Genomic DNA, 18,486 nt, shown 5'->3' with positions numbered 1-18,486 from the left:
CGACCAGTCGGCTCCCGTCCGGCGACCAGCCTTGTTAGCCTTGGCCATAGCCCGGTCGCTGGTGCATCCCCCGTCGCCAGCGACCGGGCCCTTTCATGCCCCGCGCCGACGTCCACGCCCACCGGGCCCGCACCGTCCCTGATGGCCCGCCGGCTCACGAGGGCCGTGCCCCGCCGTCAGCCGTTCCAGGCCTCGTCGTACGGATCCTGGGGTGCCTTGACCGGCTTCGTGGTGGTGACGTGGAGGTAGGGCACGGCGGTGCCGTTGAGCGGGTCCTCGGCCCGCTTGGGGGTGTAGGCGCCGGTCACCTCGATCCAGGTGTCGGGCTGGAGGACGGGCGGGAGGTCGCCGGTGAGGGCGATCTTGACGGGCTGGGCGTCGGCGGCGCAGCAGTTGAGGGCCATACGGACGAGATACGGGGCGCCGGAGCCGTCGAGGGCGAGGAAGCCGGTGACCTTGAGTTCGCGGCCGGCGAGGGCGCGGCCCTCGTCGTAGACCGCGCGGCCGGCGTAGTCGGCGACGCTCAGCCGGAGGGTGCCGTGGGCGGGGAGCGTGGGGTAGCCCCAGGGCTGCTCCTGGAGGGCCGTGCCGGTGCGCATCGCGGTGTAGGAGCCGGCGGCGGGCGGGGCGACCAGGACGAGGGCGAGGAGGGGCAGGACGAGGAGCCAGGCGACCCGGGGTTCGTGGTGGGGGTGGTCGCCGTCGGCGTGGGGTCCGCCCCTCTCGGCCTCGGCGCCCTCCCGCCGGGGTGCCGGCCGGCGTTCGTACCGGAGCGTGGCGATCGCGGCGGCCACGAGGACGATGCCCGCGCCGATCAGGAGGGGGCGCAGGCCGGCCTTGACGTAACGGAGGTAGAGGTCGGTGAAGCCCGCGTGCAGGAGGGCGCCGCCGGTGAGGAGGAGGACGACGGCCTGAGCCTGGCGGTTCACAGGAACACCGCCCCGACCAGGGCCGACACCAGGATCGCGAGGGCGAAGGTGGCGGGGGCGAAGCGGAGCGCGAAGGCGCGGCCGAAGGTGGCGGTCTGCATGGCGAAGAGTTTCAGGTCGATCATCGGGCCGACGACCAGGAAGGCCAGCCGGGAGGTCAGGGAGAACTGCGTCAGCGAGGCCGCCACGAACGCGTCCGCCTCCGAGCAGATCGACAGCAGTACGGCCAGGACGGCGAGGGCGAGGATCGCGACGACCGGGTTGTCGGCGGCCGCGTTCAGCCAGCTCGCCGGGACGACCGCCTTCAGCGTGGCCGCCGCCATCGCGCCGACGACCAGGAACCCGCCCGCGTGCATCACGTCGTGCCGTACGGAGCCCCAGAACGCCGCGCCCTTGCCCTGCCCCTCGTAGGACGGCCGCTCCGGTGGGCGCATCCACTCGCCGCGGCCCAGCCGTTGCCACAGCCAGCCCATCGCGCACGCGACCAGCAGGCTGGCCACGAACCGCGCAAGCACCATCTCGGGATCGCCCGGGAAGGCCACGGCGGTCGCCGTCAACACGATCGGGTTGATCGCGGGAGCGGAGAGGAGGAAGGCGAGCGCGGCGGCGGGCGTCACGCCCCGGCGCACGAGGGCGCCCGCCACCGGCACCGAGGCGCACTCGCACCCCGGCAGCACCACACCGGCCATCCCCGCCGCCGGCACCGCCAGCGCGGGCCGCTTCGGCAGCGCGCGGGCGAAGAACGACGCCGGCACGAACACCGCGATGGCCGCCGACAGCAGCACGCCGACGACCAGGAAGGGCAGGGCCTGGACGACCACCGCCACGAACACCGTCATCCAACTCTGGGTCACCGGCGCGGACAGCAGGCCCCGGAGAGTGTCCTGCGCGACCACCGCCAGGACCAGCAGCATGGTCAGCAGGAGGGGCGGGTTGAGGTGCCGACCGTGGGGCTCGGCTTCCTTGGATGTGGCCACGGGGGACGGTACCTCCGTACGGGTACGGCAGTCGTGCGGGGGCCGGTTCGTCACCGGACTCCCCTTCTCATACGGGGACGAAGGGGCGGCTGCTCAGCCGCGGAGCCCTCTCCCTCGACCTCTTTTCATAATGGGATCCATTTTCATGTAGCGTGTCGACCCCGATCCGAGGAGGACCCCATGGCCGTTCCCAAGCGGAAGATGTCCCGCAGCAACACCCGTCACCGCCGCGCCCAGTGGAAGGCGAGCACGCCCCCGCTCGTGCCGTTCACGGTCGACGGCACCACCCACCTCGTACCGCAGCGCCTGCTGAAGGCGTACGAGCGCGGACTGCTCCACCCCGAGGGCTGAGGCCGTGGCCATGGTCCGGGACCGGCTGCCCGTCACCGTGCTCTCCGGGTTCCTCGGCGCGGGCAAGACCACCCTGCTCAACCATGTCCTCGCCAACCGCGAGGGGCTGCGCGTGGCGGTCATCGTCAACGACATGAGCGAGGTCAACATCGACGCCGCCCTCGTGCGCGGCGGCGAGGCGGCGCTGTCCCGCACGGAGGAGCGGCTGGTCGAGATGACCAACGGGTGCATCTGCTGCACCCTGCGCGACGACCTGCTGGAGGAGGTGGACCGGCTGGCGCGGGAGGGCCGTTTCGACTATCTGCTCATCGAGAGTTCGGGGATCTCCGAACCCATGCCGGTCGCGGCCACCTTCGCCTTCGCGCGCGACGACGGGGCCACCCTCGACGACCTCGCCCGGCTCGACACCATGGTCACGGTCGTGGACGCGGCGAACTTCCTGCCGGAGCTGGCGGACGGCGACGAACTGGTGGCACGGGGGCTCGACCAGTACGAGGACGACGAGCGCACCGTCAGCGATCTCCTGATGGACCAGGTGGAGTTCGCCGACGTGATCGTGCTGAACAAACTGGACCTCGTCGACGCGGCGACCGCCGAGCGGCTGGCGGCGACGCTGGCGCGGCTCAACCCGGCCGCGCGGATCGTGCCGGTCAGTCATGGCCGGGTGCGGGTCGCCGAGGTGCTCGGCACCGGGGCGTTCGACCTCGAACGGGCCCAGCAGGCGCCGGGGTGGGTGCGCGAGCTGAACGGGGACCATGTGCCGGAGACCGAGGAGTACGGCATCTCCTCGACCGTCTTCCGGTCCGAACTCCCTTTCCACCCCGGGCGTTTGTGGACCTTCGTGACCGAGGCCCTCGACAGCGGTTCCTTCGGGGCCGTTCTGCGCTCCAAGGGGTTCTTCACTCTCGCCAGCCGGCCGGGGGTCGTCGGGCTGTGGTCCCAGGCCGGGTCCGTGGCCCGCTTCGAGCCGTCCGCCGCGTACGACGACGAGGCGCCCTACGCACAGGAGTTGGTCTTCATCGGCACGGGCCTGCGGGCGGAGGCGTTGCGCTCGGCGCTCGCGGAGTGCCTGGTGAGGGAAGGCGAGGCGCTGCCCCGGTCGGCCTTCGCCGATCCGTTCCCCGCGTGGGAGACGTACGGGATCGATGACAGCTGTGAGCACGAGCATCAGGTGTCGGGGTAGGGGTCGGGGCGGGGGTGACTGCCGGGTCGTGAGTCGTCCGCGGGTGATTCGTGGTTGCTCGCGCAAGTCCCCGCGCCCCTGACAAGCAGGGACTGCGCCCCCTGCTTGTCTCACGACCGCACGACGCTACGCCCCCGTTCTCGCCCGCCGCCCCAACAGCTCCGCCAACCCCCTGCGGGTGGCCGCCAGCACCACGCGGTCCTCGGGGCGCAGCACGTACGTGGGCGGAAGGTCCCAGACCAGGCCCGAACCCGGCGGTGGCGCCGCCGTCCGCTCGCCGGCGTCCTCTCCGGACGCGCCCGTGTCGAGGGCCAGCACCCGCCACGAGCCCGCCTGGAAGGTTTCGGCGACGGTCCGGCCCTCCAACCGGGGGTGGCCGCGGACCTCGACGGCGGCGAAGAGGAGGACGCGGCGTTCGACGGGGATCGCGCCCAGGATCTGGCGGCCCATCATCGCTCCCGCGAAGGCGGGGGCGGCGAGGTGGGTGACGCTGCGGCTGCGGGTGAGGGCGCCGGGGTGGGCGGCACGGAGGGTGCGGTACACGGCGGTGGCGAAGTCGTCGTCGTAGAGGCGCAGCACGACACGCAGGTCGGGGCGTACGGAACGCGCGTACAGCCCCGCTTCGAGGTTCGTCGTGTCGGAGCTGGTGACGGCGAGGAGGGCGTGGGCACGGTGGATCTTCGCGGCCTCCAGGACACCCTCCTGCGTCACGTCGCCCAGCACGACCGGTACCCGCAACCGACGGGCCTCCGCGAGCCCCCGCGCCTCCGGGTCGGCCTCGACGCACACCACCGGGATGTGGAGTTCCCGCAGACGGGCGAGGACACGGGTGCCGATCTTGCCGAGACCGAGGAGGACGACGTGCCCGGAGAGCCCGCGCGGCGGCTTGCGCAGGGCGGTGCCGCTGCGGAAGGTGCCCAGCGCCTCCAGCACGGCGGCCAGGAGCACGGGCAGGAGGAGTAAGCCCATCAGACCCGAGAGAAGTTGGAGGATCTGACGCGAGTCGCTCTGGTCGGTCGCCGGGTCGTTGATCGCGAAGAGGTCCAGGAGGGTCGCGTACGTCGCCTGCAGCGGAGGCTCCCCGGTGATCACCATCTGGGCGACGGCCAGGGCGAACACACATCCGACCAGCCCCGCGAGGGACCATCGCAGCCGCCGTGAGAACAGCGACCCGAAGGCCCCGAACGCTCCGAACGCTCCGAGCGATCCGCCACCCGCCCGGCCGGGCGGCAGCGCGGGTCCCGCGTAGCGGACGGTGTCGAGCACGACGGCCCCGCGCCCGGTGGCGGCGGCCACGGCCCGCTCGTCGGGCAGGAGTTGGGGTCCGCGCTCCCCGCTGCCCTCGGAACCGTCGGCTCCGGCCGGGTCGTTGGTGGTGGCCGAGAGGAGCGCGAGCGTGCTCAGGCCTCCCGGGCTCTGACCGCCACGTCCCGGAGGGCGTTCCACGGCCCGCAGCATCAGCCCGTCCGTCTGCACGACCTTGCTGGTCCCGGCGACGGCGGTCGCGGCCAGCGCGGGCGCGGCGGTGTCGGCGTCGGAGAGGACGGTCGTCGAGGCGCCGAAGCCGTCGATCCCACCGTCGGCACCGTCCCCCGTGGCCAGCGCCGAGGCCTGGTCGAGGAGTTCCTCGATGTGCTGCCCCAACCGGCGGTTGTAGAGCCGCAGGACCAGCCGGAGACGGGGGTTGAGCCGCCGAGCGGTCAGGGCGGCGCGGATGTTGGTCTCGTCGTCGTCATAGACGAGCGCCAGCGCCGCGGCCCGCTCCACTCCGGCCTCGGCGAGCACCGCCTCGGTGGCCTCGCCGGCCTCCAGGACACGCTCACCGTTCCGGTCGTTCGGTTCCGGGGTCCGGTCGCCGGTCGCCGGATCGGCGTTGCCCGCGGCCCGGTTGACCACGGCCGTGACCCGGTCGAAGAGCGCGGCGGCGCCTCGGGCGCGTCCCACCACCGGTCGTGGCTCGACCCGTGCGGTGGGCGGAACGACGAGCGTCACCTGCTCCCGGTACACGGTGCGCAGTTCGGCGGCGAGCCGGTGCGCCAGTCCGTCGTCCCCGCAGACGACCATGTGCGCGCCGGAGTCGGCGGGCTGTCCGCTCCGGCCTCTCGGACCGGGCTGCCGGCCCACGCCGAACGGACCGGCCGGCGCGCCGGGGCCGGACGGCGTGTCACGACCGGCCGGACTGCCGGGGCCGGTACGGCTGTTCTGCTGAGAAGGGGTCACCACGAGGCAGAAGACTGCCGTATCGACAGGACCGGTTCCTTGGTGATCCAGATCACAGTCGGCGGTGTGAGTGCGACGACGGGTGGAAATCCGTACTCAAGAGGGACGGGGTGACGACGGTGTCCGGATGCGAGGATGGGGCGCCATGACCGCAGGGTGGGGTTCGCGCGCGGTGCGCGCCGCGATGTTCGCGGCCGTCTGCGTGCTGCTCGCCGCCCTGGGACACGTGATGATGTCCGGCAGTCAGGTCCCCTGGTGGGCGATGGCCACCGGGGCCGTCGCGACCGGCGCGGTCGGCTGGTGCCTCGCCGGACGTGAGCGCGGACTGCCGCTGATCACCTCCGTCGTGGTCGCCGCCCAGACCGCCCTCCACTGGGGCTTCGAACTGGCGCCGTCGCCGGGCGGGACGGTCCCGCCGAGCCGTACGGGTCCCATGGGTTCCGGCCATATGACGCACGCGGTCCACCCTGGTGCGGCCGGTCACATGGACCATGTGGACCACGTGAGCCACTTGGACCACACCGGGTCCCTCCTGGACGCCTTGGACCGCACCGGGCCCCTCCTGGACGGTCCGTACGCGTCCTCGTCATCGCTGCTGTCGGGGCTCGTGTCCCTGTACGCGTCCTCGTCCGGGATGTTCGCCGCGCATCTGCTGGCTGCGCTGCTGTGCGGTCTGTGGCTGGCGTACGGCGAACGCGCGGTCTTCCGGATGCTGCGGGCCGTGGCCGGGTGGCTGGCCGCACCACTGCGACTGTCGCTCGCGCTGCCGGCCACGCCGGAACGGCCGCGACCCCGGGTGCGTCGCGGCCGTACGGGCCGCTCGCCCCGACGGCTCCTTCTCGTCCATGCGATCACCTCTCGGGGTCCGCCCGCCGGGACCGCTGTCGTCTGACGACAGCCGGTGACCCGGGGCCGCCGCCATGGCACACGCTCCGGGCTTCGGTCGTACGCCGTCCTCTCGCGGAACGCGGAAGCGAACGCGGAACGGAACGCGGAACGTACGGCCGGTTTCCTCTTTCCCTACCGGACCCACCGGACACGGACGAAGGGGCGCACCCCCGCACCCCCGCACGCGCGCACGTGTGCACGTGCGGACGCCCGCACGCTCGTACGCCCGCAGGGCCACACGCCTTTGAGGCGATGCGCCCACAGGGCGCTCGCGTGCTGTTGTGGGCGCCCTTTCGGCCTGCGCCTATGGCCTGCCCTTCAGCTTGGCCCTGCCCGTGTCGGTGGTTCGGATCCCGGATGACCCGAGAAGGACACCAGGTGATCACCCTTACTCCCCCCGACGAGTCCATAACCGCCTGGGCGCTCGCCGCCCGAGGTGGGGACCCGGAGGCCGTCGAACGGTTCGTCGGCGCACTGCACCGTGACGTCCAGCGGTTCGTCGCCCACCTCTGCGCGGACCCCCAGGCCGTGGACGACCTCGCCCAGGACACGTTTCTGCGGGCGCTCGGCAGCCTGCACCGGTTCGAGGGGCGCTGCTCGGCCCGTACGTGGCTGCTGTCCATCGCTCGGCGGGCGGTGACCGACAGCTTTCGGTACGCGGCGGTCCGGCCCCGGCTGTCCGACGTGCCGGACTGGCGGCTGGCCGTGGAGCGTGCCCAGCCGCGTGGGCTGCCGGGGCTCGACGACGGGGTGGCACTGGCGGATCTGCTGGGGGCGCTGCCCGAGGAACGGCGTGAGGCGTTTGTGCTGACGCAGTTGGTGGGGCTGTCGTACGAGGACGCGGCGGAGGTGTCCGGGTGTGCGGTGGGGACGATCCGGTCCCGGGTGGCTCGGGCCAGGGCGGCGTTGGTGGGGTTGTTGGCGGCGGCTGAGGGGTGCCGGGAGGGGCAGGGGGCGGAGGTTCTGGTCGCCGCCTGACTCGGGGGCGCGTCGTCGTGCCGGGGGTGCCGGGATGTTTTTCGCCCCCGCCGCCCCTACCCGTCCCAATCCCCAGGGGCTGCCGCCCCTTCTACCCCCAGGAGGCAGGATGGGTTGGTCGGTTGGGTGCGGGTGGGTGGGGGCTGGTCGCGCAGGGCTTGTCGCGCAGTTCCCCGCGCCCCCAAAGGCAAAGAGCACGGGGCGCAGCCCCCGCCCTTTCAGGGGCGCGGGGAACCGGGCGAGCAACCACACACCACCCGCACCCACCGACGCACCCGCACCCCGAGCTCTCACGCGCCCGGCGAAGCCCCCACGTGGCGCTGGGCGAAGTCGAGTTCCAGGCGGACCTGTTTGATGCGTTCGTCGACGACGAGGGAGCCGTGGCCGGCGTCGTAGCGGTAGACCTCGTGGACGGCGCCCCGGTCGGTGAGTCGGGCGACGTAGTTGTCGATCTGCCGGATGGGGCAGCGGGGGTCGTTGACACCGGCGGAGATGTAGACCGGGGCCTTCACGGCGTCGACGTACGTCAGGGGCGACGAGGCCTCGAAGCGCTCGGGGACCTCCTCCGGTGTGCCGCCCAGCAGCGTGCGGTCCATCGCCTTCAGCGCCTCCATCTCGTCGTGGTAGGCGGTGACATAGTCCGCGACGGGGACCGCGGCGATACCGAGCGCCCAGGCGTCCGGCTCTGTGCCGAGGCCGAGCAGGGTGAGGTAGCCGCCCCAGGAGCCGCCCGTGAGAATGAGACGGCCGGGGTCGGCGAAGCCCGAACTCACGGCCCACTCACGGACCGCCGCGATGTCCTCCAGCTCGATCAGACCGACCCGGTGCTTGAGTGCGTCGGTCCAGGCGCGGCCGTACCCCGTGGAACCCCGGTAGTTGATGCGGATCACGGCGTACCCGTGGTCCAGCCAGGCAGCCGGTCCGGCGGCGAAGGCGTCGCTGTCGTGCCAGGTCGGGCCGCCGTGGATGTCGAAGACGGTCGGGTACGGGCCCGTGACACCGGCCGGGCGCTGCACGAGGGCGTGGACACGGCCGCCGGGGCTGTCCACCCACACGTCCTCCACCGGCACGGAGCCGGGCGACCTCATACCCGGCGGGTCCAGCACGATCTCGCCCGTCGTGGAGCGGACGACCGGCGGTTCGGCGGCCGAGGACCACAGGTACTCGACACTGCCGTCAGGGCGGGGCGTGGCTCCGGAGACCGTCCCCCTCGGGGTGTCCACGCGCTCCAGCCCGCGGTCCGCCAGGTCGTAGCGGAACAGCTCGCTGCGGGCCTCGAAGCTGTGGGCGACGAGCAGGGCGGTGCCGTCCGGGTACCACTCGGCGCTCAGGTCGCCCTCCAGCCGGTCGGAGAGTCCAAGGTCGGTCTCCTCGCCGGAGAGCACGTCCCAGACGAGCGGCTCCCAACGCCCGCCCCGCTGGTGGACGACGAGCAGCCGGGTGTCGCCGTCCACGGGGGCGAAACCCATCACCTCCAGCCCCAGCTCGACCGTGCCGCCCTTGGTGTCGTCGAGCTCGGCGACCGTCGTGCCGTCCGGCCGGACCACGCGCAGCGCCGAGTGCATCGCGTCCCCGTGCTCCGTGTGCTCGATGGCGATCAGCGAGCCGTCGTGCGAGAGGTCGCCCACGCCGGCCGACTCCCGGTGCCGGTAGATCTCGACGGGGGCCTCGCCCTGCCGGGCCACATGGATCGTGGAGCCGTCCTCGTCCGTGGAGCGGCCGACGATCGCCGTGCGGCCGTCGCGGCCGATGGCCAGGCCCGCCGGGTACGACGGCTCCAGCCCCGGTGTCGCCTCCTCGTCCGGGCCGCCGTGGAACGGCTGGCGGCGCCAGATGCCGAACTCGTCGCCGTCCTTGTCGTCGAACCACCAGATCCACGCGCCGTCCGGCGAGAGCACTCCGTCCGTCGTGCCGTTGGCCCGGTCCGTGACCTGGCGTTGCTCGCCGGTCACGCGGTCCCACGCGTACAGCTCGTACGTGCCCGTGGCGTTGGAGACGAACAGCGAGCGGTGCGGTGCGTCCTCCGCCCAGTCCGGCAGGGACACCCTCGGTGCCCGGAACCTCTTCTCCCAGTCGGGCATGGACCCGCTCTGCTCCTGCGGGGTGGCCCCGTTGCGCTCAGTCATGGCCCCATACTGCCCGGCCCGCACGACAATGTGCCGCCGAGGCCCCCAGCCTGTGGATAACCACCGCCTGGCCGCGTACGGACCGTGGAGCGGCGGCGTCGACCCCGCGGCCCGGGGCCCGGCGCGGGCACCGTACGGTGGAAGGCGTGTACCGGTTTCTGCTGACGCCCCGATGGTGGGGGATCAACGTCTTCGTGCTGCTCGCCATCCCCTTCTGTGTGTTCATGGGGTCCTGGCAGCTCAGCCGGTTCGAGGACCGGATGCAGGACCATCGTGCCGCGACCGAGCGGATCGACCCGGCGGACCGGGCCCCCGCGCGACCGCTGGCCGAGCTGTTGCCGGTGGACAAGGAGACCTCGGGCGAGCAGGCCACCGTGACGGGTCGGTACGGCGAGCAACTCCTCGTGCCCGACCGTGAGGTGGACGGCCGGAACGGCTTCTACGTGCTGACGCTGCTGCGCACGGACGAGGGCAGGGCCCTGCCCGTGGTCCGGGGCTGGCTGCCCGGCACCGCCGATCCGGACCGGGCGCCGGCCCCGCCCACCGGTGAGGTCACCGTCACGGGCTCGCTGCAGGCGTCCGAGACCCCGGGGTCGAACGGCGTGCCCGTCCAGGGCGGGCTCCCGGCCGGGCAGACCTCGGCGATCAGTGCGGCGACGCTGGTGAATCTCGTGCCGGACGAGCTGTACGACGCCTGGATCACGCTCGACAAGGCCGACTCCGGGATGAAGGCCGTGCCGGCGACCGCCCCGCAGGACACCGGCCTCGACCTCAAGGCCTTCCAGAACCTCGGCTACACCGGCGAGTGGTTCGTCTTCGCCGGCTTCGTCGTCTTCATGTGGTTCCGCCTGCTCCGCCGCGAGGTCGAATTCCTTCGGGACGCGCGACTGGGCCTGGTCCCGGACGACATCCAACCGGACGACATCCAACCGGACGACATCCGACCTGCCGGAAACACCCCCGACGAGAACCACCCCCGGGAAGCCGAGCCGGCCAAGTAGGACCGAGGGTTGCGACCGCCGAGGGAGCCCCTGCCCGTACACCCCGTCCAACCTGCGGGACGCCGCGAGGGCCTGAGTACGGCGGATCGGCGCCTACAGCGAGCTCCGGCGGATCGGCGCCTGCCACGCGACCCGGCGGATCGGCGCCTGCCTCGAGCCGCAGTGCCGTCGGTCCTGCCGGGCCTTCCTGCCCAGCGGTGCGCCCCCGCCCTCCTACTGTGCGGGACAGCCCGTCAGGAGCCGGCCAGCAGTCCCGTGCGGTAGACCACGCCCGCGCAGGCGTTGCCGACGGTGGTGGTGAAGGTGGCCGTGCCGCCCTCGGCGGTGTAGGAGACGAGGACGCTGCCGTCGGCGACGCCACCGTCCTCGGTGACGAGCTGGGGGGAGACGGAGCCGGCGCCGTCGGTGGTGGTGCCGGTGGTCTCCTCCGCCGTGGGCGTCGGGGTCGGTGACGGGTCCGTGCCGCCGGTGCCGCCGTCGGTCGTACCGCCGCTGGTGGTGGGGCACGGCTCCGACGGCACCCAGGCGAACTGCACCTCGTAGGCGGCCCCCGGCGCCAGCACGAGCTGGGTGGGGGACAGCGACGGGTCGGGCAGCCCGGCCGCCACGTCACCGGTGACATGGTTCGTGACGGCGATCTTCGCCCCGTCGGCGGCACCCTGCGCGGCGGTGCTCACCCCGCCCGCGCCGCTGACCGTGCAGCTTGTGCCGGAGATGTTGGAGACGCGGAACGAACCGTAGACGGCACCGCTGGAGTCCGGTGCGCCCACGTTGGCACCGCCGCCGAGCTGCGCCGCCGTGCACAGGGGCGAGGCCGCGGTCGTCGGCGTCGGGTCCGCGCCGGTCGTGGAGCCGTTGCTCTCGCCCTTGCCCTTGTCGCCCTTGTCCTTGTCGGTGCCCTTGTCCGACTCCTGGGAGCCGCCGGAGGAGCCGCCCGACGTACCGCCTCCGCCGGTCTGGCCCTTGGACTGGCCCTCGGTCCCCTGCGTGTGCGAGCCGTTGCCCATGGGGGAGGTGTTGACGTCCGAGCCGGTGGAGTTGGAGACGTGGACGAGGGCCGGGATCGCCGTGCCGATGAAGAGCGCGGCGGCCGCCAGACCGACCACGGCCTGCCTCTTGCGCGCCCGGCGGGCCGGTACGGCCCGCCGCAGATGGTCCAGCGTGCCGTCCCGGGGCTCGATCTCCGCCACCGCCTGGTGCAGCAGGTTGCGCAGCACCAACTCGTCCGACTCGAACCTCGAGTCGCCGCCCGTCCCCGGTTCGGCCGAATTCAGGTCGGCCGCATCCGGGGTGTCCGAGCGTGAGTCGTTCGGGGCGCGGCCTTCGAGACCCTGGCCCTTGGAGGTGGGGCCTTGTTCTTCGGGGCCGTGATTCACAGTTCCGTTCCCAGCGTGCGATTGCGTTTCTTCGTGCTCTTCGAGCCCGCGCCCCCCGACGCGCCCGTCCCGCCCGCGCTCCTCGGCGCGTTCGTCCCCGCGCGCTGCCGCGCGTTCGTCCTCGTCCCGACGTCCCCATGAGGCACGCCTACGGGCGCTGAGCTCATCGCGCTCGTCGCGCCCGTCACTCCCGTCGCGCTCATCGGGCCCGTCACGCTCATCGCGCCCGTCATACGACTCGCGCCTGTCGGGTCCGTCGTCCTTGCCGTGCGTGCTCATGCCGGCGCCTCCATGGCGACGCGCAGTGCCGCGATGCCCCGGGAGCCGTACGCCTTGACCGATCCCAGCGATATGCCGAGCGTCTCGGCGACCTGGGCCTCGGTCATGTCGGCGAAGTAGCGCAGCACGAGAACCTCGCGCTGCCGGCGCTGCAACCCCTTCATCGCCTTGATGAGGGAGTCGCGCTCCAACTGGTCGTACGCGCCCTCCTCCGCGCTCGCCATGTCGGGCATCGGCTTCGACAGCAGCTTCAGACCGAGGATGCGGCGGCGCAGGGCGGAGCGCGAGAGGTTCACGACCGTCTGGCGCAGATAGGCGAGCGTCTTCTCCGGGTCGCGGACGCGCTTGCGCGCCGAGTGCACCCGGATGAAGGCCTCCTGCACGACGTCCTCGCAGGAGGCGGTGTCGTCGAGAAGGAGGGCCGCGAGGCCGAGGAGCGAACGGTAGTGGGCGCGATAGGTCTCGGTGAGGTGGTCGACCGTCGTACCGGAGGCCGGCACCGTGGTCGTGTCCTCCGCGCCGTCGCGCTGACTGGGTATGCGGGTCGGCCGCGCCGCGGGCATCGGCGCGATCACCGGCATGCCGCCGGCCGGACCGGGCGCGCGGGGACGGCGGGGTGGACGCAGGGGGGTGCCCCTCGTCTGTACCGCGGTGAAATCGAGAACCTCTGCCACGCCTGTTGGACCCGTATCCCCCCGTCGAGGTTGTACGCGGCAGGCATCACTTTTACGTCACACCGCACACGTGTCCGTATGGCTCGTGCGCCGGTCCGTACGGCGGACGCGCCTGTCGGCGCGCTGCGCGCAGCCGTCGGTACGACCCACCGAACACCGGACAGCGCGTCGAACGCCCTCATGCGTACCAGCTCTTCCCCTATGCCCGAGTGTGCTGCGCCCAGCCCCGCCGAAGGGCGCCTGTTAAAGACGCTCCCCGTCGACCGCGTGGTTGCGGCGGACGGGGAGAAAAATGCTCGATCGCCGGGAGGCCTGAATCAACCCGGAAATCCACGACTGCCCGGCCACGAACACTTGGTCCACCGAACCGCCGACTCGAAGAACCTACACGGCGCTACCGACAACGGCCCACAGCGGATCGACAGCCGGTGCGCATGTGCTCGGCCGCCGGTCTACACCACGGGGGCGGGAGGTGGATAGGAAAAGCAGAGGTCAGTGCACTGTGAGCCCAGGAAGAGTGCACCGACGGACAACCGGACGGGTCTGCGCGCTCGGCCGCCGTGTCAGGGGGCGGGACGCCCGCTCCGCCCGGCCTTCTCGGCCACCACCAGTTCCGCGATCTGGGCCGTGTTCAGGGCGGAGCCCTTGCGGAGGTTGTCGCCGCAGACGAAGAGTTCGAGGGCGGTGGGGTCGTCGAGGGCACGGCGTACGCGGCCGACCCACGTGGGGTCGGTGCCGACGACGTCGGCCGGCGTGGGGAACTCACCGGCGCCCGGGTCGTCGCAGAGGACGACCCCGGGGGCGGTGGCGAGGATCTCACGAGCCTTGGCGACCGTGACCTCCCCCTCGAAGCGGGCGTGGACGGTCAGCGAGTGCGCGGTGACGACCGGGACGCGTACGCAGGTCACGGCGACCGGCAGCGTCGGCAGTCCGAGGATCTTGCGGGACTCGTCCCGTACCTTCATCTCCTCCGACGACCAGCCGTCCGCCCGGAGCGACCCGGCCCAGGGCACCACGTTCAGCGCCACCGGCTCCGGGAACGGCCCGGTGTCGTCGCCCACGGCCCGCCGTACGTCACCGGGGGTGGTCCCCAGCTCCGTACCGGCGACCAGCGCGATCTGCCGCCGCAGGGTCTCCACACCGGCCCGCCCCGCGCCGCTGACCGCCTGGTACGAGGAGACCACCAGCTCGCGCAGCCCGAACTCGGCGTGCAGCGCGCCGAGCGCCACGATCATGGAGAGGGTCGTGCAGTTGGGGTTGGCGATGATCCCGCGCGGCCGGTTGCGGGCGGCGTGCGGATTGACCTCGGGGACGACGAGGGGCACCTCCGGGTCCATCCGGAAGACGCCCGAGTTGTCCACCACGACCGCGCCCTTGGCCGCGGCGATCGGCGTCCAGTGCGCCGCCACCTCGTCGGGTACGTCGAACAGGGCGACATCGACCCCGTCGAAGACCTCCTCCGACAGGGCCGCCACCTCGATCTGCTCCCCGCGCACGGCCAGCTTGCGGCCGGCCGAGCGCGGGGAGGCGATCAGACGGATCTCGCCCCAGATGTCCGCGCGGTGGGACAGGATCTGGAGCATGACCGTGCCCACGGCCCCGGTCGCGCCCACCACAGCGAGCGTCGGCCTGCCGGTGCGCCCGGCGTCGACGGCCATCAGAGCCCGCCACCTCCGTGGATACGGGCCATCAGTGACCGCCACCTCCGTGGATACGGGCCATCAGCGACCCGTACCCCCGTAGACGACGGCCTCGTCGCTGTCGGAGTCGAGCCCGAAGGCGGAGTGCACGGCGCGCACGGCCTCGGGGACGTCGTCGGCGCGGGTGACGACCGAGATACGGATCTCGGAGGTCGAGATCAGCTCGATGTTCACGCCCGCGTCGGACAGGGCCTCGAAGAAGGAGGCGGTGACACCCGGGTTGGTCTTCATTCCCGCGCCGACCAGGGAGATCTTGCCGATCTGGTCGTCGTAGCGCAGCGAGTCGTACCCGATGGCGGTCTTGTTCTTCTCCAGGGCGTCGATCGCCTTGCGGCCCTCGGTCTTGGGCAGGGTGAAGGAGATGTCCGTCAGGCCGGTCGTCACGGCGGAGACGTTCTGCACCACCATGTCGATGTTGACCTCGGCGTCCGCGATGGCACGGAAGATCGCGGCGGCCTCGCCCGGCTTGTCCGGGACGCCGACGACCGTGACCTTGGCCTCGGAGACGTCGTGGGCGACTCCGGAGATGATGGCGTGCTCCACCTTGTGGTCCCCTTGCGACTCTGGCTTCTCGTTGCTGACCCAGGTGCCCGGCAGTCCGGAGAAGGACGAGCGGACGTGGATCGGGATGTTGTAGCGGCGGGCGTACTCGACACAGCGGTGGAGCAGCACCTTCGAACCGGACGACGCCAGTTCGAGCATGTCCTCGGAGGAGATCCAGTCGATCTTCCGCGCCTTCTTCACGACCCGCGGGTCGGCGGTGAAGACGCCGTCGACGTCGGTGTAGATCTCACAGACCTCGGCGTCCAGCGCGGCGGCCAGGGCGACGGCGGTCGTGTCCGAACCTCCGCGGCCGAGGGTGGTGATGTCCTTCTTGTCCTGGCTGACGCCCTGGAACCCGGCGACGATGGCGATGTTGCCCTCGTCCAGCGCCGTACGGATACGGCCGGGCGTGACGTCGATGATCCGGGCTTTGTTGTGGACGGAGTCGGTGATGACGCCTGCCTGGCTGCCGGTGAACGACTGGGCGTTGTGACCCAGGTTTTTGATCGCCATGGCCAGCAGCGCCATGGAGATACGCTCTCCGGCGGTCAGCAGCATGTCGAACTCACGGCCGGTCGGCATCGGAGATACCTGCTCGGCGAGATCGATCAGCTCGTCCGTCGTGTCGCCCATCGCGGAAACGACGACGACCACCTGGTGGCCGTTCTTCTTCGCTTCCACGATCCGCTTGGCGACGCGCTTGATGCCCTCGGCATCGGCTACGGAGGAGCCTCCGTACTTCTGCACGACAAGGCCCACGTGCGCTCCTCGCTCCGTTTCAGTCCCTTATCCGCACATACACACGTACTGCGGCGGTCGGCTCAGTCTATCGAGCGGCCGGTTTTACCTTCCCTGGTACCGGATGGTGAGATGTCCCGCTCACCCCTTGATCACCTCGGATTTCTCCGGGCGCCTACCGGATTTCGCCCCGGCTTCTTCGCCGGGGCCGTCGGGGAGGCGGCCGCTCCGGGGTGGTCCCTGCCCGCAGGAGGGGGTGGGCAGTCCAAAAGTGGGAGAGGTCACTCAGGAGGCTCGAAGGGTGCCGTCCCATGGCCGGGCCGGCCACCGTCTTTAAAGTTCAACCATTATTGTTCGCCTGTGCGCGTACTTCTGGTGGAAGACGACGAGCCGGTCGCCGAGTCGCTCCGGCGTGGCCTGCTGCGATACGGCTTCGAGGTGGAATGGGTCTCCACGGGCGGGGCGGCGTTGTCGTACGCCGGTCCCTACGACGTCGTCCTGCTCGACCTCGGCCTGCCCGACACCGACGGCCTCGACATCTGCAAGGCCCTGCGGGCCCGCGGTCAGGTGCCGATCATCGTGATCAGTGCCCGCAGCGACGAGACGGACCGGGTGGTCGGCCTGGAACTGGGCGCCGACGACTACGTGTCCAAGCCGTTCGGCGTACGCGAGGTGATCGCCCGGATAAGGGCCGTCATGCGCCGTGTGCAGCCGCGCGCCGCCGACACGCCGGCCACCGGCCCCGACCGCTACGGCTCCCGCCTCACCATCGACCGCAAGGCCGCGCGCGTCCACCTTGACGGTACGGAGGTGGGGCTCGCCCCCAAGGAGTACGACCTGCTCGCCTTCCTCACCGAGGAACCGGGCGCCCTGATGTCACGCGAACAGATCATGGAGGCGGTCTGGGACGCGAACTGGTTCGGGCCGACGAAGACGCTGGACGTCCATGTGGCGGCGCTGCGGCGCAAGCTCGCGGGGGCGATCACCATCGAGGCGGTGCGGGGCGTGGGATTCCGGCTGATCGTGAACGACTCTGACGCCGACGTCGACGCGGCGGCCGGAGCGGACGGCGGCGGCACCCCGTGATCCGTCAGCTCATTCGCAGCTATGTGCTCCTCGTGGCCGTGGCCATCGCCCTGTTCACCGTGCCGGTGGCGTTCACGCTCACGAACCAGTTGCGGGGGGACACCAAGGAGTCCGTCGAACGCGAGGCCGAGACCATGTCCCGGCTCCTCGGCACCGGTGACGTCGCCTCCTGCGAGGCCCTGGCGCGGATGGCGGGGGCGTACCCGAAGAACGAGGAGAAGGTCGACGTCAGCGCCACCGGCAGGTGCGCGCGGGAAGATCTGCGGGAACCGACGGCGGACGCGGCGCTGGCCAAGGCCCTGGACCGTGGCGAGGCCACCGTCGACTGGGGCTCCGACTTCATATGGGGCGAGAATCTGGTGGTCACCGTGCCCGCCTTCGAGCGCTCGGCGGACGGGAAGACGGAGACGGAGAACGTCGTCGGAGCCGTACGGATCGTCTTCTCGACCGACCACCTCACATACCGACTCTGGACCATCTGGGGCTTCCGGGCCGCGTTGGCCGCCCTCGTCCTGCTGGCCGCCGCGTTCATCGGCGTCTTCGCCGCCCGGCGCCTGACCGCTCCCCTGCGCCAGCTGAACGAGATGGCCAGCAAGATGAGCGACGGCGACCTGACGGCCCGCTCCCCCGTCACGGGCCCCCAGGAGACACAGACCCTGGCACGCACGCTGAACCAGGCGGGCGAACGCCTGGACACCCTGATCGCCTCGCAGCGCATCTTCGTCGCCGACGCCTCCCACCAGCTCCGTACGCCCCTCACCGCGCTGCGGCTGTCACTGGACAACATCGCGGACGGGACGGACGACGAGTTCGTGCGGGAGGACGTGGAGCAGGCGACCGCCGAGGTCGTCCGGATGAGCCGGCTGGTCAACGGCCTGCTGGTGCTGGCACGGGCGGAGGCGAAGGTGACGGCGGCGGAACCGCTGTCTCTCCGCGAGATCATCCAGGAGCGCCTGGACGTGTGGAGACCGGCCGCCGACGAGCGCGGAGTCACCATCACGCTCAGGGGGAGTGCCGACGGCCGGCCGCTTGTGCTGGCCAGTCCCGGTCATCTGGACCAGGTCCTGGACAACGTGCTGTCCAACGCCCTGGAGGTCTCACCGGACGGTGCGACCATCACGGTCGCGGTGGAGGCCCGGGGCGAGGAGGTGGTGCTGTCGGTGCTGGACCAGGGGCCCGGTATGTCGGACGCCGAGAAGTCCCGCGCCTTCGACCGCTTCTGGCGCGGTCAGGGCCTCACCGGGAAGTCCGGTTCCGGCCTCGGCCTCGCCGTCGTCAAGCAACTCGTCACCGACGACGGCGGAACCGTGACCCTCAAGGACGCCCCCGGGGGCGGCGGGCTGTGCGTCACGCTCACCCTGCGGGCGGCGCGCCACGGGGGTGGCTGAGCCGGGGGGTGGCTCAGCCGGTCTTGGGTGGCTGGACCGGGGGGTGTGG

Annotated in this window: 16 protein-coding genes; 8 read left to right on the top strand and 8 right to left on the bottom strand. The window is 71.8% G+C overall.

Annotated elements, in window-relative coordinates:
- Positions 1–176: 176 nt before the first annotated feature.
- Positions 177–929: a TIGR03943 family putative permease subunit gene (locus ACFY9I_RS30185; RefSeq protein ID WP_391007265.1), complete on the bottom strand. Its 753-nt coding sequence runs from the start codon at positions 927–929 to the stop codon at positions 177–179.
- Positions 926–1,906, bottom strand: a complete 981-nt coding sequence (locus ACFY9I_RS30180; RefSeq protein ID WP_391007263.1) for a permease — start codon at positions 1,904–1,906, stop codon at positions 926–928. The genes ACFY9I_RS30185 and ACFY9I_RS30180 overlap by 4 nt, the downstream gene beginning before the upstream one ends.
- Positions 1,907–2,086: 180 nt before the next feature.
- Here ACFY9I_RS30180 and rpmF point away from each other — a divergent pair, with 180 nt between their 5' ends.
- Both rpmF and ACFY9I_RS30170 read left to right on the top strand, forming a co-directional pair.
- Complete coding sequence (gene rpmF / locus ACFY9I_RS30175) at positions 2,087–2,257, top strand: 50S ribosomal protein L32 (RefSeq protein ID WP_391007261.1); 171 nt, start codon at positions 2,087–2,089, stop codon at positions 2,255–2,257.
- A gap of 10 nt (positions 2,258–2,267) precedes the next feature.
- Positions 2,268–3,440 carry a GTP-binding protein gene (locus ACFY9I_RS30170; RefSeq protein ID WP_391007301.1) on the top strand — a complete coding sequence of 391 codons (1,173 nt, stop codon included), beginning with the start codon at positions 2,268–2,270 and terminating at the stop codon, positions 3,438–3,440.
- A 126-nt stretch (positions 3,441–3,566) separates the two neighbouring features.
- Here the strand turns inward: ACFY9I_RS30170 and ACFY9I_RS30165 are convergent, their stop codons facing one another.
- Positions 3,567–5,504 (bottom strand): NAD-binding protein, encoded by a 1,938-nt coding sequence (locus ACFY9I_RS30165; RefSeq protein WP_391007299.1) that lies wholly within the window; start codon positions 5,502–5,504, stop codon positions 3,567–3,569.
- A 301-nt stretch (positions 5,505–5,805) separates the two neighbouring features.
- Between ACFY9I_RS30165 and ACFY9I_RS30160 the strand changes: the two genes are divergently transcribed.
- Positions 5,806–6,552: a hypothetical protein gene (locus tag ACFY9I_RS30160; protein ID WP_391007259.1), complete on the top strand. Its 747-nt coding sequence runs from the start codon at positions 5,806–5,808 to the stop codon at positions 6,550–6,552.
- A 353-nt stretch (positions 6,553–6,905) separates the two neighbouring features.
- Positions 6,906–7,526 carry a sigma-70 family RNA polymerase sigma factor gene (locus tag ACFY9I_RS30155; protein ID WP_391007257.1) on the top strand — a complete coding sequence of 207 codons (621 nt, stop codon included), beginning with the start codon at positions 6,906–6,908 and terminating at the stop codon, positions 7,524–7,526.
- 290 nt (positions 7,527–7,816) lie between these two features.
- Here the strand turns inward: ACFY9I_RS30155 and ACFY9I_RS30150 are convergent, their stop codons facing one another.
- Positions 7,817–9,652, bottom strand: a complete 1,836-nt coding sequence (locus tag ACFY9I_RS30150) for a prolyl oligopeptidase family serine peptidase (protein WP_391007255.1) — start codon at positions 9,650–9,652, stop codon at positions 7,817–7,819.
- A gap of 146 nt (positions 9,653–9,798) precedes the next feature.
- On the opposite strand from ACFY9I_RS30150, the gene ACFY9I_RS30145 reads away from it, so the two are divergent.
- Positions 9,799–10,653: an SURF1 family cytochrome oxidase biogenesis protein gene (locus tag ACFY9I_RS30145; protein ID WP_391007253.1), complete on the top strand. Its 855-nt coding sequence runs from the start codon at positions 9,799–9,801 to the stop codon at positions 10,651–10,653.
- Positions 10,654–10,886: 233 nt separating this feature from the next.
- Here ACFY9I_RS30145 and ACFY9I_RS30140 read toward each other — a convergent pair whose 3' ends face one another.
- Complete coding sequence (locus tag ACFY9I_RS30140; RefSeq protein ID WP_391007252.1) at positions 10,887–12,029, bottom strand: hypothetical protein; 1,143 nt, start codon at positions 12,027–12,029, stop codon at positions 10,887–10,889.
- A gap of 15 nt (positions 12,030–12,044) precedes the next feature.
- Here ACFY9I_RS30140 and ACFY9I_RS30135 point away from each other — a divergent pair, with 15 nt between their 5' ends.
- Positions 12,045–12,170 carry a hypothetical protein gene (locus tag ACFY9I_RS30135; protein WP_391007250.1) on the top strand — a complete coding sequence of 42 codons (126 nt, stop codon included), beginning with the start codon at positions 12,045–12,047 and terminating at the stop codon, positions 12,168–12,170.
- Positions 12,171–12,304: 134 nt separating this feature from the next.
- On the opposite strand, the gene ACFY9I_RS30130 is transcribed toward ACFY9I_RS30135, so the two are convergent.
- The 3 genes from ACFY9I_RS30130 to ACFY9I_RS30120 form a co-directional block, all read right to left on the bottom strand.
- Positions 12,305–12,982 carry a SigE family RNA polymerase sigma factor gene (locus ACFY9I_RS30130; protein WP_391007248.1) on the bottom strand — a complete coding sequence of 226 codons (678 nt, stop codon included), beginning with the start codon at positions 12,980–12,982 and terminating at the stop codon, positions 12,305–12,307.
- Between the two features lie 563 nt (positions 12,983–13,545).
- Entirely contained in the window at positions 13,546–14,640 is a 1,095-nt protein-coding gene (locus ACFY9I_RS30125) for an aspartate-semialdehyde dehydrogenase (protein ID WP_391007246.1), read from the bottom strand.
- Positions 14,641–14,703: 63 nt separating this feature from the next.
- A complete protein-coding gene (locus ACFY9I_RS30120) occupies positions 14,704–15,984 on the bottom strand; it encodes an aspartate kinase (protein ID WP_391007242.1) in 1,281 nt (426 codons plus the stop codon).
- 339 nt (positions 15,985–16,323) lie between these two features.
- Here ACFY9I_RS30120 and ACFY9I_RS30115 point away from each other — a divergent pair, with 339 nt between their 5' ends.
- Both ACFY9I_RS30115 and ACFY9I_RS30110 read left to right on the top strand, forming a co-directional pair.
- Complete coding sequence (locus ACFY9I_RS30115) at positions 16,324–17,049, top strand: response regulator (protein ID WP_391007241.1); 726 nt, start codon at positions 16,324–16,326, stop codon at positions 17,047–17,049.
- Positions 17,046–18,437 (top strand): ATP-binding protein, encoded by a 1,392-nt coding sequence (locus ACFY9I_RS30110; RefSeq protein ID WP_391007239.1) that lies wholly within the window; start codon positions 17,046–17,048, stop codon positions 18,435–18,437. The genes ACFY9I_RS30115 and ACFY9I_RS30110 overlap by 4 nt, the downstream gene beginning before the upstream one ends.
- Positions 18,438–18,486: the final 49 nt, after the last annotated feature.

Source organism: Streptomyces sp. NPDC012510 (assembly GCF_042955065.1).
Lineage (GTDB): Bacteria > Actinomycetota > Actinomycetes > Streptomycetales > Streptomycetaceae > Streptomyces.
The sequence above is the reverse complement of the archived record's forward strand: the minus strand, read 5'-3'. Positions and strand labels throughout refer to the sequence as shown.

What these genes read in the sequence shown, in the direction of transcription:
- rpmF (WP_391007261.1), top strand. Translation starts at nt 2,087, where the DNA reads ATGGCCGTTCCCAAGCGGAAGATGTCCCGCAGCAACACCCGTCACCGC.
- ACFY9I_RS30170 (WP_391007301.1), top strand. Translation starts at nt 2,268, where the DNA reads ATGGTCCGGGACCGGCTGCCCGTCACCGTGCTCTCCGGGTTCCTCGGC.
- ACFY9I_RS30165 (WP_391007299.1), bottom strand. Translation starts at nt 5,504, where the DNA reads ATGGTCGTCTGCGGGGACGACGGACTGGCGCACCGGCTCGCCGCCGAA.
- ACFY9I_RS30160 (WP_391007259.1), top strand. Translation starts at nt 5,806, where the DNA reads ATGACCGCAGGGTGGGGTTCGCGCGCGGTGCGCGCCGCGATGTTCGCG.
- ACFY9I_RS30155 (WP_391007257.1), top strand. Translation starts at nt 6,906, where the DNA reads ATGACCCGAGAAGGACACCAGGTGATCACCCTTACTCCCCCCGACGAG.
- ACFY9I_RS30150 (WP_391007255.1), bottom strand. Translation starts at nt 9,652, where the DNA reads ATGACTGAGCGCAACGGGGCCACCCCGCAGGAGCAGAGCGGGTCCATG.
- ACFY9I_RS30125 (WP_391007246.1), bottom strand. Translation starts at nt 14,640, where the DNA reads ATGGCCGTCGACGCCGGGCGCACCGGCAGGCCGACGCTCGCTGTGGTG.